Origin of the sequence: Luteimonas marina (assembly GCF_007859325.1) — a bacterium.
In the GTDB taxonomy this organism is placed as follows: domain Bacteria; phylum Pseudomonadota; class Gammaproteobacteria; order Xanthomonadales; family Xanthomonadaceae; genus Luteimonas; species Luteimonas marina.
The window spans coordinates 81,666-95,105 of sequence record NZ_VOHK01000007.1 but is presented as its reverse complement, the minus strand read 5'-3'; the positions used below and the strand labels follow the sequence as shown (position 1 = coordinate 95,105).

Sequence of the window (13,440 nt, the reverse complement as noted above, 5' to 3'; positions counted from 1 at the left end):
AGGCTACCGCCAACCGGCATCCTGCCCACCCTCATCCTGCCGCCGTCATCCCCTTCACCGTCATCCCCGCGAAGGCGGGGATCCAGCGACTTTGATCCTGCAAGCCAACAGCCAAAGACACTGGATCCCCGCCTTCGCGGGGATGACGGCTTTTCCGGGGTTCTTCAGCCGGAGAGTGAACAACCCGAAAAAACTGTCATTTCGACCGCAGGGAGAAATCCCGTCTCCGGCGCAGGGAGAAGGAAGATTTCTCCCTGCGGTCGAAATGACAGGGTTTGCTTTTCCGCATCCTGGACGGCGCCGGCCCGGTCGCGCGCAGCCTCAGCCCTCGCCTTCGGCCAGCAGCCGCGCCAGCTGTTCGCGCAGCATGGCCACGTCCGCCTCCAGCGCTTCGACGCGCGCCACAAGCCCCGGCACGGCAGCAGATCGCGCATCCGCCACGGAAGCGGCTTCGGCCTGCACGCCGACATCCCCGCACAGCAGGTGCGCGTAGCGATCCTCGCGCTGCCCCGCCGCGCGCGGCAGCAGCACCGCCAGCGCCGGCGCACGCTGCGCGAGGCGTTCGAGATGGTGGCGCACGTCCTCGGCGTCGGCGAAGGCGTGCAGGCGTTCGCTGCGCGCCAGCAGTTCGTGCAGCGTCTGCGCGCCGCGCAGCAGCAGCAACCCGAGCAACGCGACCTGCGGCCCGGGCAGGCTGAAGCAGGCGTCCGCGCGATGCTCGTAGCGCTCGGCGCGCGAGGAGAACACCTGCTTCACCAGTCCCTTGCGCTCGAGCTCGCGCAGCGCGTGGTGCACGGCGCCGGGATCGAGCGACAGCACCGGCTCGCGCGCGGTCTTCTGGTTGGCCGCGGCCTGCGCGGCGTTGACCGTCAGCGGATAGACGTCGGGCGTGATCGCCTGCTTCTCGATCAGGCAGCCCAGCACGCGCGCCTCGACCGCGGTCAGCGGCAGGATCGTCGCATCCGCATCCATCTCCATTCCTTCCATCGCTCGATCGTACGGGCAGGATAGCCGACCCACTACGCCCGATCGGCGGCGATGCGGAGTCCGCAACGTGGCTTCGCTACACTCCGGCCATCCCGAATCGATGGAACCCGCCACATGCGCGCGATAGCACCCGCCGCGACCCTGCTTGCCGCCGCCCTGGTCCTGGCCGCCTGCAAGCCGACCTCGTTCACCGCGCCCGACGGTGCCGCGCAGCCCGCCGCCGCCCCTTCCACCGAACCGGCGACGGCGACGTCGGCCGCGACCGGCGCCGACGACAACCTCAACGCCGTGCTCTGGGTGCAGCGCTCGGCCGAATACCAGGCCAACGCGATCTCGATCTTCCGCGCCGCCGCCGACCACCTCGACGCCGCGCTGGCGCAGGCGAACTGGGACGCGCTGGTGCCCGCCGAGCGCGAGCAGGCCGCGCCGGCCGCCGGCCTCGAGCCCGCGGTGATCATGGACATCGACGAAACCGTGCTCGACAACTCGCCCTACCAGGCGCGGCTGGTCGGCAACGGGCTCGAATACGACGAGGTCACCTGGGACCAGTGGGTCGCGGAGAAGAAGGCCAGGCCCGTGCCGGGCGTGCTGGCGTTCGCCAAGGCGGCCGAAGCGAAGGGCGTGACCATCCTCTACCTGTCCAACCGCGCGGTGCACCTGCAAGAGGCCACCCTCGCCAACCTGCGCGAGGCCGGATTGCCGGTGAAGGACGACAGCGTGTTCCTCGGCCTCGGCACCCACGTCGAGGGCTGCGAGCAGAACGGCAGCGAGAAGCTGTGCCGACGCCGGCTGGCGGGCCGCGAATACCGCGTACTGATGCAGTTCGGCGACCAGCTCGGCGATTTCGTCGAGGTCGTCGCCAACACGCCCGAGGCCCGCGCCGCGCTGCTGGAGGAGTACCGCGACTGGTTCGGCGAGCGCTGGTGGATGCTGGCGAACCCGACCTACGGCTCTTGGGAGCCGGCCGTGTTCAACAACGCCTGGAGCGAGCCGCGGGAGGCGCGCAGGGCCATGAAGCGCGAGGCGCTTCTGCATGAAAAATGATTTATATCAATAATTTATATGAATCAATTTAAGGTGTTGCATTAGCTTCCGGCGCACGCTAGTCTGGCGCCGCCACAACACAAGTCCTCCGGCCACGCCGGATTCAGCGGGAAACCATCGGTTTCCCGTTTTTTTCGCCTGCGTTTCCGGCCCGCGGCTCTTGCTCTTGCAGGAGCGGCGGGAGCCTTGCCCGACCCTAGGGTCAACCCCGGGTACCGGCACGCGCGGCGGCGACGTAGCGTGCGATTGTTGCAGGCGCGTTTCGCGCCGGCCTCGCGGAGGCGCGCCATGACGTCCATCCCGTCGTCCCCCATCGACGCGCTGCGCTCGCTGCTTCCGATGCCGGGTCGGGATGGCGGCCCCGGGAACCTGCCCGGACCGGGAGACGCGCCCGGCGAAGGCATGGAGCTGGAGGATGGTCGGCCGCCGCGGCCTCCCGGCCCCCATTGGCAGACCGGCGACGCACGCGATGCCCGGCCCGACGCGCCGCCCATGCGCGGCGAAGGCGCGCCACCGCTTTCGCAAGCGGACGCCGCGCGGCTCGCCGACACGCTGTCGACGGTGATGCGCCACGACCCGTCGCATCCGCTGTTCCGCGAACTGCAGCAGCTTCCGCCGGAGGCCTTGCGCCAGCTGGTGCAGTTCGTGACCCAGCACGCGGCGGTCGGTCGCGAACTCGCCGGCCAGGTGTCCGAACCGCTGGCCCAGGCCATGGCGCGCGCCGCGCCCGAGGCCCGCGACGCCCGGCAGCCGCCACCGTCGGACGCGCGCGGTTTCGCGGAGGCGACACGCGCCCAGGCGCAAGCCCTGGCCCAGGCCCCGGGACAACAGATGGCCGCCGATCGCGCGCCGATGGCGGGAGGACGCGACACCGCTTCCCTGTCGCCCGGCCGCAGCGGCGAGGAGATTCGGGCCACGGCGATGGCCGGCGCGTTCGAGGCGCGCACGCTGTCGGAATCGCGTCCCGTTGCGACGCTGCCGCTGGCGGCGCTGCTGGCGCGCGCGGACGGCACGTTGTCCATCGTCCCGTCGTCCGGCGCGCAGGATGCGGCGCCGGCATCCGGCCACCCCGCGGGCCATGCGTCGGTCCTGCAGGAACTGGCCGCGCAACAGGCGCTGCAGGCGCGGGCACCGGGCGACGCGACGCCACCGGGACGCGCGGACGGCGCCAGCGCCGCGGTGGAGCCCGGATCGCCGGGGGGACTGCTCGGCCTGTCCGGCGCCGCGGGCGTCACCCTGGCCGCGGTCGGCAACCCGGCCGGCACCACCCATGCGAACGCGCCACAGACGGCACTGCGGGCACGCAAGCCCGAGGAAACCCGGCAGCAGGAGCGCCCGGACCGCGCGGCCGGGGCGGCGGAGGAAGAGGCCGACGGCGAGCACCCGCGCGACGGGCGCCGCGGGAGCGACGAATCCGGCGGCGGGCAGGGTCGCGGGCGGGCAACGGACGCGGACGATGGCCGCGCGCCGACGCCGCCGAGGGACGCTGCTGCCGCGGCGGCGGGGCACACGGCCGCAGCCGGGCTGATGCTGCCGCGCCATGACGACGACGAAGACGCCGACGACGGGCGCCCGGCAGGGCATGTCGGCGACGGCGATGCGGACGGGACCGAGGACATCGAGGCCCGCCACTCGCGCCGGCAGCAGTGGCTGTACTGGTCGCTGATCGTCGTCACCTACGGCTGCCTCGCCTCGGCGCTGGCGACGGTCGCGCCGGACCTGTTCAAGCTGCCCATCGACCCGGCGCACGCGACGACCTGGCGCAATGCGCTGACGATCACGGGACTGGCCACCGGACTCTGGGCCTGGCTGCTCGCCAGGCGCATGCGCTGAAGCCTGCCTCGTCGTCGTCGCCCCGACGGTGTCAGCGCGCCTTCGCGGCGGGCACGCACTTGGCATCTCCATCGCGCCGCCGGACAGGCTGGGCACCGCACGCGGCCACGTGACCACGTGCGTGCAGGGCCGATCTCCGCGCTTCTACCGCGCCCCGGAACGGCGGCCGTCGTATTTCCGGCGGATCGTGGCGCCATCGCGCCGGCCCAGTTCCTCGGCCCGCTTGCGCAGCCAGTCGTCCGCGCTCGCCTTGCCGTCGCGGCGTACGCGGCGCTCGTACTCCGGCAGCAGTTCGCGCCGGCGCTGCTCGATCATGCGCTGCATGTCGGCGCGCAGCGCCTGTTCGTCGATGGCGGCGTCCTGCGCGCCGCCCGCCAAAGGCGCCGCGGGCGCCAGCGCCGGGACCACGAGCATGGCGCACAGGGCCAGCGCCATGAAGCGCGGTGCGGACACGGCGGCACGCGTCGTGCGCGATCCACCTGTCCGCGCCTTCATCCGCGACGGCAACGCCTTGCGCCGCATGACGGCAGCCATCACCGCACCGCGGTCAGGCCCGCTTCCGTCATCGACACGCGCGCGGGGTCGATGCCGGTCGAACGCGAGACGTTGCGCCTGACGCGCGTGCGGAACTCGTCCAGCTCCGCCTTCCGGTTGGCGCGGCTCAGGACCTGGAACGTCAGGCCCGTCGACAGCGTGGAGTAGGCGTAGCGCTCGGCCAGGACCTGCCTGTCGTCGGCCGGGAGGCTGCGCAGGTCCGGCGACGCGGCGAGCTTGTCCGCGATCGCCCGCCTGGCCGCACTGCGTTCGCGCGCGCCGGGCGTCTGCCCGTTCACCGCTTCCATGGAGACGAGCAGGTAGGCAGTCATCACGTCGGCGATGTCGTTGGAGGACAGGTCCAGGTGCCGCATCAGCTTGCCGTATTCGGTCATCAGCCGGCCCGAGGAAATCACCGGCCGCAGCAGTTCGTCCGAACGCGCGTTCCCGGTGGACTCGCGCAGGATCTCGCTCCTGAGCCGGGTGCTCACCTCGTTCCGGTAGCTCACCCGCGTCGCCGAAGCGGCCCCCTTCGGCACGGTTGCGCCACCGTCGCGGGATTGGCCGTCGGGCGCACGCTTCGGCTTCGGGATCGTGCTGTCGCGAACGAGGCTTTGCAGCATGTCCATGCGATAGCCTTCGGCGAGTCCCGCCGTCGCATTGGGCTCGAACTGCGCCAGCGCGGCCCCCGGAAGCGCCAGGGCCGCGATCAGGACAAGAAAGGCTGCAGGTCTGTTCATGGGCATCCTCCGCAGTACCGGAAGCAGCAGGGCAAAAAAACGAACGCCATGCCTTCGACAGACATGGCGCCCGGGAGTTCTGAACACATCGTGTCCGGCGGCCGCGCCGGGAAGACCGCAAGGCCTCCCCGGCGACAGCCCTTGCGCGCTTACTGCTTGCGCGCGATGCCGGTCAGGCCTTCGCCAATCGACTTGATGGCGGTGGCCGCGGTGTTGCTCATGATGTTGAAGCGCTGGCTGGCCACCTGGAAGTCGGTGGACGCCTCCATGAACGCCTTGCCGTCCTTTTCCTCGCTGTGCGCGACCATGCGGTCGGCCGCGTCGACCAGGCGCGCGGATTCCTTGCCCAGCATCTCGCCCAGCGCCTTGCCCAGCGCCTCGAAGAAGTTGCGCGCCTTCTTGCTGCTGGTCGAGGTTTCCGAGGACGCCAGGTTCTCGCCGGTGACGATGTTGTTGAAGATGAAGTTGCTGATGTCGGTAGCCATGTCGATTCTCCGGATAAGTCATTGAAGGTTGTTCGTGCGAATGCCTGCGATCGTTGTCTGCTCAACGACGCGGCGGACCGCGCAACCTTCGCGACTTCGAATTCACGATGGCCGATGCCAGCGCCACCGGCGGCTCCGAAGGCTTCCCGCCTTCGTCCGGGGAAGATTGGGTGGATGTGCCGTTCAACTGCGCCTTGAACCAGGCCAGCGCCTGTTCCTGGCCGTCGCGCTGGAAGCGCCTGCCGAACTCGAGGGCGAGGTCCACGTCCTTGTTCTGCGACGGCGACAGGATGACGTCGAGTTGCCGGATCAGCGCGTTCGCGTCCTCTTCGGTCAGGACGGCGTTCGCGCGCAGCCCTTCGATCGTGTCCAGCCATTCCGAGCGGCTGGACGCGGCGGCGCCCGCGGCGGGCGCGACCGGCCCGGCGGCGACGGCTTCCACCTGCTGCCGCAATGCAAGCTCGACCTGCTCGCGCAGGGCGGCGCGGTCGTCGGCGCCGAGGACGCCGCCCTCCTCGAGGGTGGCCGCCAGTTCCTCGACCAGGCTGTCCGCGATCCGGTCCAGTTCGTCCTGCGGGGGAGCCTGGTCCGCGTCTTCGCGCGTCGCCGGCCGCAGCGGCACCACGGCCGCCGACGAAGGCGACGGATTGCGCGCTGGCTGACGACGGGGAGGACGGGCCATGGGAAGAGATCTACCAGAGGATTCTGCGGGAGGACGTGAAGAACCGTCGGGGGTCGTGATCGAGTCTACGGAACCGCTTCGGGGCAACAACTGGGGCGGACCCTAGGGGACCTCGGAACACCTGCGCGCGCGGTATCGGTCGCGTTCGGGCGAGTGCGCGGCTTGCGGTCGCGCCTGAAGGCGCTGCCTGCAGGGTCGGCACCTGGGTTCAGGCGCGATCGCCGTGCCCGAACTGCGCCGACAGCGCGGGGATCGTCGTCATCAGCTGGCGCATCTGCTCGCCCTGACGGCGACCCAGCGCCTCCGCCGCCCCGGCCAGCCACGCATTCGTCTCCTCCGGCCCGTCGCGGGACATCCGCTCGCGGAATTCCGTTTCCAGTCGCGCCTTCTCCGCGCGCAGTTCCACCAGCAGCCCGTCGTACTTGCGCAGGAGGGCGGCTTCGTCGGCGACGTCGAGGCTACCCTGCTGCCGCAGGTCGCCGAGCAGGTCCACGAGTTCCTCGCGGCTGGTCGCTACCGGCGCGGGCCGGGCATCGCGCGCGGCTGCAGGCGGGGGCGCATCGGATTGCGATCCGGACGGGGCGTCCAGGTCGACGGCGGACAGCCGGCTGTCGACGGCGGGCGCAGGCGGATTGCGGGCCGCGTGGCGCTGGGGCGGTCGTTTGCTCATGTCTGGTCCGGGGAGCCGTTCATCGGCAGGAGCGCGCGTCCGGGGACCTGCGGCGACCGTCGCTTCATGCGCCGGTCGCCGAGCCCCCGTGGCACGTCAGGCGTTGAGGCCGTTGAGGAAGCCGTTGCTGAATGCGCCGTTGAACACCGAATCGAAGCCGGAATTGCCGGAACCGGAATCGCCGAGCAGCGAACCGACCAGGCCGCCGGCCAGCTGGCCGAGCATGGGGTTGCCGGTATAGGCGGTGACCGCGAGGTTGACGACGCTGGAAACGATGTCGCCGAGGCCGCTGAGGAAGCTCATGGTGTGGACTCCTGTCTACGTGGATGTCGGGGGAAACATCACGCGCATGGCGCGCACGTGGAGTCTGCTGCGGCTCGTCCATCGCCTCCAAGCTGGGGCGTGCCCCACCCTGGGGTAAACCCTATGAAGAAAGCGATCCGAAAACTGCGGGAGCGGCTCCAGTCGCGACCGGGTGTTCGATGGCGTGCGGCAGGCGATCGCGCCTGAGGGCGCTCCTGCAAGCGAACCTGCCCCGCTTGCGGGGCATTGCGCCTTTACGAATGGCAGGAGCATCCAACAGGATGTCATCCCGAGCGCAGCGAGGGATCTCGCTTTTCTGGCTCCGGAGACAAGATCCCTCGCTGCGCTCGGGATGACAGAATTCATTTTGTTGGACGCTCCAAGGAGCCGATCGTCGCTCCTTGCGAATATCCGGGCAGGATCAATCACGGGCACCGATGGCCTCAGCCGTTGAAGTGCGGGTCGATCTCGAGGCGGCCCAGATTCTGTTCGGCGAAGCGCTTGGCCAGCGCCGGCGCGGCGTCGCGGATGGCGTCGTAGCTGTCGCGCGAGCGCACGTCCGCGCGCAGGTGCCAGCCGTCGGCAGTCCGGCTCAGCAGCAGGTCGGTGCCGGGCAGGGTCGCGTCGGCCATGCGCAGCAGGACGTGGCCGTCGCCGTCGCTGGACGCGGCGCCGTCGACGGCGAACTGGCGCACGTGCCGTTCGAGCATCTCCGCCAGCGCCTTGCCGCTGGCCATCGGCGGCGCGGGTGCGGTCGGCGGCGGCGCACCGGCGCCGTCGCGCAGCGCGGCCTGGGCCTGCATCATCGCCAGCAGGTCGGCGCCCTCGGTGGCGTTGGCGCCCATGCCGTTGTTGTCGGTGCCGTCCTGCGTGCCGCGCTGTCCGGGCAGTCCGCGCAGCGCCGCTTGCTCCTCGCCGTGGCGCGCGGCGGCGTTCGCGGCATGGCGCCCGGCCTCGAGCGAGCCCGAATGCTGTTCCTGCCGTTCCTGCAGGCCGGTGCGGCCCTCCTGGCGGCCGTGCTGCATCAGCTGGCGGAAGCGATCCACCTCTTCCTTCGGCGGCGCCTCGCGCGGCCTGTCCGCGGGCCGGTCGCTGTCGGCGCGCTGCGTGTTGTCGGCCGGGCGGTTGGACAGCGACGAGGTGCTGCCGTGGTCGATGCTCATGCGCTGCTCCTCAATGTCGGGTGCGGCCGATGTGGACGGCCTGTACCAGGTCGGCGGCGGCGTCCTCTTCCTGCCGCGCTTCGAGCGCGATCACCTCGCCGCGCCAGATGCCCTTGCGCTTCTCCAGCGCATCCTCGCGCGCCTTGGCGCGGAAGAAGGCCTGCATCGCCTCGGTGAGCGCCTGCTCGGCCTGCTGCAGCTTCTGCTGCGCCTGCTGCAGCCGCTGGCGCGCGGCCTGTTCCTGTCCGCCGAGCCAGTCGACGTGCGCCTCGCGCTGCTCCAGCGCCAGCGGGAACGGGATGCCCGGCGGCGGCGGGTCCAGCATGCGCAGCCGCTGGCCGGCGCGCTCGAGCTGCAGCGCGACGATTTCGGCCTCGATCCGCTCGCAGGCCTCGCGGCATTCGCGCACGGCGCGCTGCTTCTCGACCACGACCAGGCGCGCCTTCTCGGTGCGGTGCGTGCGCAGCTGCAGCAGCTGCTGCAGCGGATAGCGTTTGCGCGCGGCGGTGCTCATGCGAACAGCTTCTTCAGCGTGTCGGAGGACTGCGCGAACGGCACCAGCTCGCCCGAGGGCTGCTGCAGCAGCTTGCGGATCGGGCCGATCCGGTCGATGGCGAAGTCGGCGTCGGGATCGCTGCCGCGCTTGTATTCGCCCAGCTGCAGCAGCAGCTCGATGTCCTGGTGCTTGGCCAGCGCCTTGCGCAGCTGGCCGGCGGCGCGCAGGTGCGCCTGGTCGACCACCCGCGGCATGGTGCGGCTGAGGCTGGTCAGCACGTCGATCGCGGGATAGTGGTAGGCGGCGGCGAGCTTGCGCGAGAGCACGATGTGGCCGTCCAGGATCGAGCGCACTTCCTCGACGATCGGATCGCCGCCGTCCTCGTCCTCGGCCAGCACGGTGTAGAAGGCGGTGATGCTGCCGGCCTGGTTGTTTCCGGCGCGCTCGAACAGTCGCGGCAGCGCGCTGAACACCGACGGCGGGAAGCCGCGCCGCGCCGGCGGCTCGCCGATCGCGAGGCCGACGTCGCGCAGCGCGCGCGCGAAGCGCGTCACCGAGTCGAGCAGCAGCAGCACGCGCTTGCCGCGGTCGCGGAAATGCTCGGCGATCGCGGTGCCCACCCAGGCCGCGCGGCTGCGCTCGAGCGCGGGCCGGTCTGAGGTGGCGACCACGATCACCGACTTCGCCAGTCCGGCCTCGCCGAGGTTGTCGTGGATGAATTCGTTGACCTCGCGGCCGCGCTCGCCGACCAGCACGATCACGTTGACCTCGGCGTCGCCGCCGCGCGCGAGCATGCCCAGCAGGGTGCTCTTGCCGCCGCCTGCGACCGCGAAGATGCCCACGCGCTGGCCCTCGCCGGCGGTCATCACGCTGTCGATCGCGCGCACGCCGGTGGAGAACGGGCGCTCGATCAGGTTGCGCGTCAGCGGATTGGGCGAAGCCGCGTAGATCGGCATCTCGACGCCGGCGCCGACCGGGCCCTTGCCGTCGATCGGCTCGCCGTGCGCGTCGAGGATGCGGCCGAGCAGGCCGTCGCCGGCGCGCACCGAGGCCTGGCGCCCGCTGGCGACGATTTCGGTGGTCGCGGAAATGCCGTCGAGCGCGCCCAGCGGCGTCAGCAGCGTGTGCTGCTTCGACACGCCGACCACTTCCGCGGCGAGGTTGAACGCGGGATCGCCGTCGCCCGGCGGATTGCGCAGGTGGCACAGCTCGCCGATCGCGGCCTTCAGGCCGGTGGCGCGGATCAGGGTGCCGTAGGCCTCGACCACGCGACCCACGCGCTGGATCGAACGCACGCCGGCGAGCGCGCTGAGCAGCGGATCGATCGATCCGTCCTGCACCGCCTGCACCGGCACGCGCGGCAGGCTCATCGCGCGGGCTCCACCTGGCCGACGCCGGCCAGCGCAACGCGGATCGCCTCGATCTGCTGGGCGACGCCGGCGCGCACCTCGCCGGCTTCCGACACCACCACGCAGCTCAGCGGGTCCAGGCTCTCGTCGTCGACCAGCTCGATCACGCCCACCGCCGGATGCGCCTGCCGCACCGCGCCCAGGCCCGCCTGCACCGAACCGCGCACGGTCGGATGCACCCGGATCAGCAGGAACTGCTCGGCCTGCGCCGCCTCGACCGCCTGCATCACCAGCGGCGGCACCACGCTGGCGGCGTCGAAGCCGGGCGCGATCCGCGCCACGATCGCGCAGGCCAGTTCGGTGATGCGGCCGGCGGCGTCGGCAAGCACGCGCGCGCGGCGTTCGTTGAGCGCGGTGAGCTGCTCGGTCATCTGCTGCTGCGCGCGCCTGAGCCCCTCGGCAAAGCCTTCGGCCTGCCCGGCCTCGCGCGCCTGGACGATCTCGCCCTCGACCTCGCCGTAGAGCGCGTTGACGCGATCGAGCAACTGGTCGAGCTCTTCCAGCTTCGCCCAGTGCCGCGGCGACAGCACGCGCGCCGAGACCGCGCGCTCGAACTCGCGCCGTTCGAATACGGCGACGCTGCCGCCGCCGACGCGCGCAGGCGCCGCGCGCGCTTGCGCGTCGAGGCTCGCTTGCGATGCGGCGGGCAGGTTCATGCGGCGTCCTCGTCGTGGTTCTCGTGGTGCGAGGCCACCCGCAGCACCGCCTTTTCCGGCAGGTGCGTGGCGCAGTCCGCTTCGATGCCGCGCATCAGCAGGGTCCAGTCGGCCAGCGGCCGGTTGCGCCGTGCCGCCCAGGCGCGCAGTTCGGCGTCGCCCCGGCGATCGAGCAGCGCGCCGAGCAATGCCGGATCGGACAGGAATCGCGGATCGGCGACCAGCGCCTCCCATTCCGACGACAGCCGCGCCTGCACCGCGCGGTCGACGCGGCCGTCCCAGACCGTCCTGTCCAGCGCCAGCAGGTAGCTGTTGCCGAGCACCTTGCGCAGCCAGCGCACCGGTTCGCGCCGGACCTCGGCGCGGATCACCGGCGCGCAGGCGAGCACGCCGAGGTCGCGCACCAGCGCCAGCACGCGTTCGCGCGGCCAGCGCCGCTGCGTGGAGAGATGCGGGCTGCCGCCCGGTCGCGGCGCGAGCAGGCCGTCCATGACCGACGGCGGCAGCGCGCGCAGCAGCAGGCGCTGGCCCAGCGCGCTGCTGCGCGCCCGTGCGACGAGTTGGGGATCGAATCCGGCTTCGCCCCCGGCCGCGTACCACGCGGGATGGACGTCGGCGAGCAGCGCCTGCAGCGGCATGCCGGAAAGCCTCAGCCGTTCCAGATCCCGCCGCCGTCGCCCGTCCGCTGCACGCGACGCTGGCGCAGGCGGCCCCAGGCGGCCCACACCAGCCCCAGCAGCGCGAGCACGCCCAGGCCGATGCCGATCGACATCGCATTGGCGGCGGACATCGCCGCAGGCGCAGTGGACTGGCGCGGCGGCACGCCGGCGGTTGCCGCGGCGCCGGGCATCGGCACGAACTCGACCGAGACCTTGTTGATGTCGTCGAGCCCCTCGATGCCGTCCTTGACCACGGTCTTGATCCGCGTCTGCAGGTTCTCGAGGTTGGCGCCCGGCTGCTGGAAGATCACCACCGCCGCCGAGGAATGCCCGACGTCGCCGCCGAGCGGGTCACGGTCCGGCAGGGCGATGTGCACGCGCGCGTCGACCACGCCCGGATAGCCGGACAGGGTCCGCGCCAGCTCCTGCTGGCGGCTGCAGATGTAGCGCGCCTTCTCCTCGACCGAGGACGAGGCGATGCCTTCCTTCTTGAACACGTCGCACATCGACACGTACTGCTGCCGCGGCAGCCCACGCGCCTGCAGCACCTGCATCGCGCGGGAGAAGTCGCCCTTGTCGACGCGGATCTCCCAGCCGGTCTTGCTGAGCGAAGTGCGCTTCTCGGCGTTGACGTCGGCCGCGAGCAGCACCGCGAACACCTCGTTGGCCTGGCGCTCCTCGAGGTCGCCGTACAGCGTGACCCGCGAGCACGCGGCCAGCAGCAGGCAGGCGAGCACGACGCAGGCCGTGCGGCCGATGCGGGTTCCGTTGCGGGGGCGGCGCAGGTCCATCGACGGCTCCGGAAGGATCAGGACTGCTGCCGGAACAGCTGCTGCACGCCGTCGGACGTGCGGTTGGCCACGTTCGAGGTGAGCTGGGACTGGAACAGGAACTGGTGGCACTGCATCGTCATCTCGAGCATCTGTCCCGGCGTCATCTCGGTCGCGCTCGCCGACATGGCGCGCGAGAGCGACTCGATGTTCTTGGCCGTGCCGTTGAGGCTGTCGAAGGCACTGACCATCATCTTCGCGCTGGCCGATTCGCCGGCCGGCGCCGGGTTCGCGACCGCCTCGGGCGCGCCGGCCGGCTTCGCGCCGCCGCTGCGCTCCATCGCCTGCGCGAACTCGCGCACGTCGACCGCGGAGGCCTGCGGCTGCAGCGCGGGTGCGGCCGCGGGATTCGCGGCCGCTTCCAAGGCCGCCACCTGGATTGCATCGATCATGTCCGTTGCTCCTTGAAGCGCCATGCCGGCGCCGTCGAACCGCGGCGCGCGGGCGTCTGCGCCGCGCGCCAATCGCGATCAGCCGCCCGTGGCGCGACTACTGCTTCCTGGCGACCGCGTTCAGCGACTCGGCCACGCTGTTCTGCGAGGTCGCGGCGTTGTTCGACATGAACTGCATCTTCAGGCTCGCCGCGGTCAGCGCGACCATCTGCGAGGGCTGGTCGGAACCGGTGCCGATCTGGTCGGACAGGTTGGTGATCTCGGTGGCCTGCGCGTCCAGCGTCTGGCCCCACGCGCGCGACATCGCTTCGTACCAGCTGGTGCCGCCGCCCGAACCGCCGGTGCGCGCGCCGCCGGTGCCGCCCGGGCCGTTGGAGAACGTCGCGGCGCCGATGTACTGGTTGATCAGGTTGTTGTCGGTTGGGATCGTCATCGCCTTGGCTCCTTGTGCGTATGAGGGATCGAACCTCGATCCGTGCTGCGTCGAATCCGAACGGTTTCGATTGGGACTGTGGCCGGACTGTAGCGGATATTTGTTGCCGCAAACCGTGACCTAG

General features: G+C 71.2%; 17 protein-coding genes. 2 read left to right on the top strand and 15 right to left on the bottom strand.

The window, feature by feature from the left end; genetic code table 11:
• Positions 1-321: 321 nt before the first annotated feature.
• Positions 322-972, bottom strand: a complete 651-nt coding sequence (locus FQY83_RS15635; RefSeq protein ID WP_146388971.1) for a YceH family protein — start codon at positions 970-972, stop codon at positions 322-324.
• A gap of 129 nt (positions 973-1,101) precedes the next feature.
• Here FQY83_RS15635 and FQY83_RS15630 point away from each other — a divergent pair, with 129 nt between their 5' ends.
• Together FQY83_RS15630 and FQY83_RS15625 are read left to right on the top strand one after the other, a co-directional pair.
• On the top strand, positions 1,102-2,031 hold the full coding sequence (locus FQY83_RS15630; RefSeq protein ID WP_146388911.1) for a 5'-nucleotidase, lipoprotein e(P4) family: 930 nt from the start codon (positions 1,102-1,104) through the stop codon (positions 2,029-2,031).
• Positions 2,032-2,319: 288 nt separating this feature from the next.
• A complete protein-coding gene (locus FQY83_RS15625; RefSeq protein ID WP_146388910.1) occupies positions 2,320-3,864 on the top strand; it encodes a hypothetical protein in 1,545 nt (514 codons plus the stop codon).
• A gap of 144 nt (positions 3,865-4,008) precedes the next feature.
• On the opposite strand, the gene FQY83_RS17655 is transcribed toward FQY83_RS15625, so the two are convergent.
• From FQY83_RS17655 to FQY83_RS15560, 14 genes are all read right to left on the bottom strand, one after another.
• A complete protein-coding gene (locus FQY83_RS17655) occupies positions 4,009-4,317 on the bottom strand; it encodes a hypothetical protein (protein WP_158636539.1) in 309 nt (102 codons plus the stop codon).
• Between the two features lie 80 nt (positions 4,318-4,397).
• The gene (locus FQY83_RS15615; protein WP_146388909.1) at positions 4,398-5,138 is read right to left on the bottom strand and encodes a DUF6683 family protein; all 741 of its coding nucleotides are present in this window, start codon (positions 5,136-5,138) and stop codon (positions 4,398-4,400) included.
• A gap of 149 nt (positions 5,139-5,287) precedes the next feature.
• Complete coding sequence (locus FQY83_RS15610; protein WP_146388908.1) at positions 5,288-5,623, bottom strand: hypothetical protein; 336 nt, start codon at positions 5,621-5,623, stop codon at positions 5,288-5,290.
• Positions 5,624-5,684: 61 nt separating this feature from the next.
• Positions 5,685-6,305, bottom strand: coding sequence for a hypothetical protein (locus FQY83_RS15605; protein ID WP_146388907.1), 621 nt, complete (start codon positions 6,303-6,305; stop codon positions 5,685-5,687).
• A 208-nt stretch (positions 6,306-6,513) separates the two neighbouring features.
• Positions 6,514-6,975 (bottom strand): hypothetical protein, encoded by a 462-nt coding sequence (locus FQY83_RS15600; RefSeq protein WP_146388906.1) that lies wholly within the window; start codon positions 6,973-6,975, stop codon positions 6,514-6,516.
• 96 nt (positions 6,976-7,071) lie between these two features.
• Entirely contained in the window at positions 7,072-7,278 is a 207-nt protein-coding gene (locus tag FQY83_RS15595) for a hypothetical protein (RefSeq protein WP_146388905.1), read from the bottom strand.
• A 443-nt stretch (positions 7,279-7,721) separates the two neighbouring features.
• Complete coding sequence (locus tag FQY83_RS15590; RefSeq protein ID WP_146388904.1) at positions 7,722-8,441, bottom strand: type III secretion HpaP family protein; 720 nt, start codon at positions 8,439-8,441, stop codon at positions 7,722-7,724.
• A 10-nt stretch (positions 8,442-8,451) separates the two neighbouring features.
• Positions 8,452-8,955, bottom strand: coding sequence for a hypothetical protein (locus tag FQY83_RS15585; protein WP_146388903.1), 504 nt, complete (start codon positions 8,953-8,955; stop codon positions 8,452-8,454).
• The gene (locus tag FQY83_RS15580) at positions 8,952-10,307 is read right to left on the bottom strand and encodes a FliI/YscN family ATPase (protein ID WP_146388902.1); all 1,356 of its coding nucleotides are present in this window, start codon (positions 10,305-10,307) and stop codon (positions 8,952-8,954) included. The genes FQY83_RS15585 and FQY83_RS15580 overlap by 4 nt, the downstream gene beginning before the upstream one ends.
• On the bottom strand, positions 10,304-11,002 hold the full coding sequence (locus tag FQY83_RS17650) for a FliH/SctL family protein (protein WP_158636538.1): 699 nt from the start codon (positions 11,000-11,002) through the stop codon (positions 10,304-10,306). The genes FQY83_RS15580 and FQY83_RS17650 overlap by 4 nt, the downstream gene beginning before the upstream one ends.
• Positions 10,999-11,640: a hypothetical protein gene (locus FQY83_RS17645; protein WP_158636537.1), complete on the bottom strand. Its 642-nt coding sequence runs from the start codon at positions 11,638-11,640 to the stop codon at positions 10,999-11,001. The genes FQY83_RS17650 and FQY83_RS17645 overlap by 4 nt, the downstream gene beginning before the upstream one ends.
• Positions 11,641-11,651: 11 nt before the next feature.
• Positions 11,652-12,452: a type III secretion system inner membrane ring lipoprotein SctJ gene (gene sctJ, locus FQY83_RS15570; protein WP_146388900.1), complete on the bottom strand. Its 801-nt coding sequence runs from the start codon at positions 12,450-12,452 to the stop codon at positions 11,652-11,654.
• 17 nt (positions 12,453-12,469) lie between these two features.
• Positions 12,470-12,883: an EscI/YscI/HrpB family type III secretion system inner rod protein gene (locus FQY83_RS15565; RefSeq protein ID WP_158636536.1), complete on the bottom strand. Its 414-nt coding sequence runs from the start codon at positions 12,881-12,883 to the stop codon at positions 12,470-12,472.
• Positions 12,884-12,980: 97 nt separating this feature from the next.
• The gene (locus FQY83_RS15560; RefSeq protein ID WP_192906725.1) at positions 12,981-13,316 is read right to left on the bottom strand and encodes a hypothetical protein; all 336 of its coding nucleotides are present in this window, start codon (positions 13,314-13,316) and stop codon (positions 12,981-12,983) included.
• Positions 13,317-13,440 lie beyond the last annotated feature (124 nt).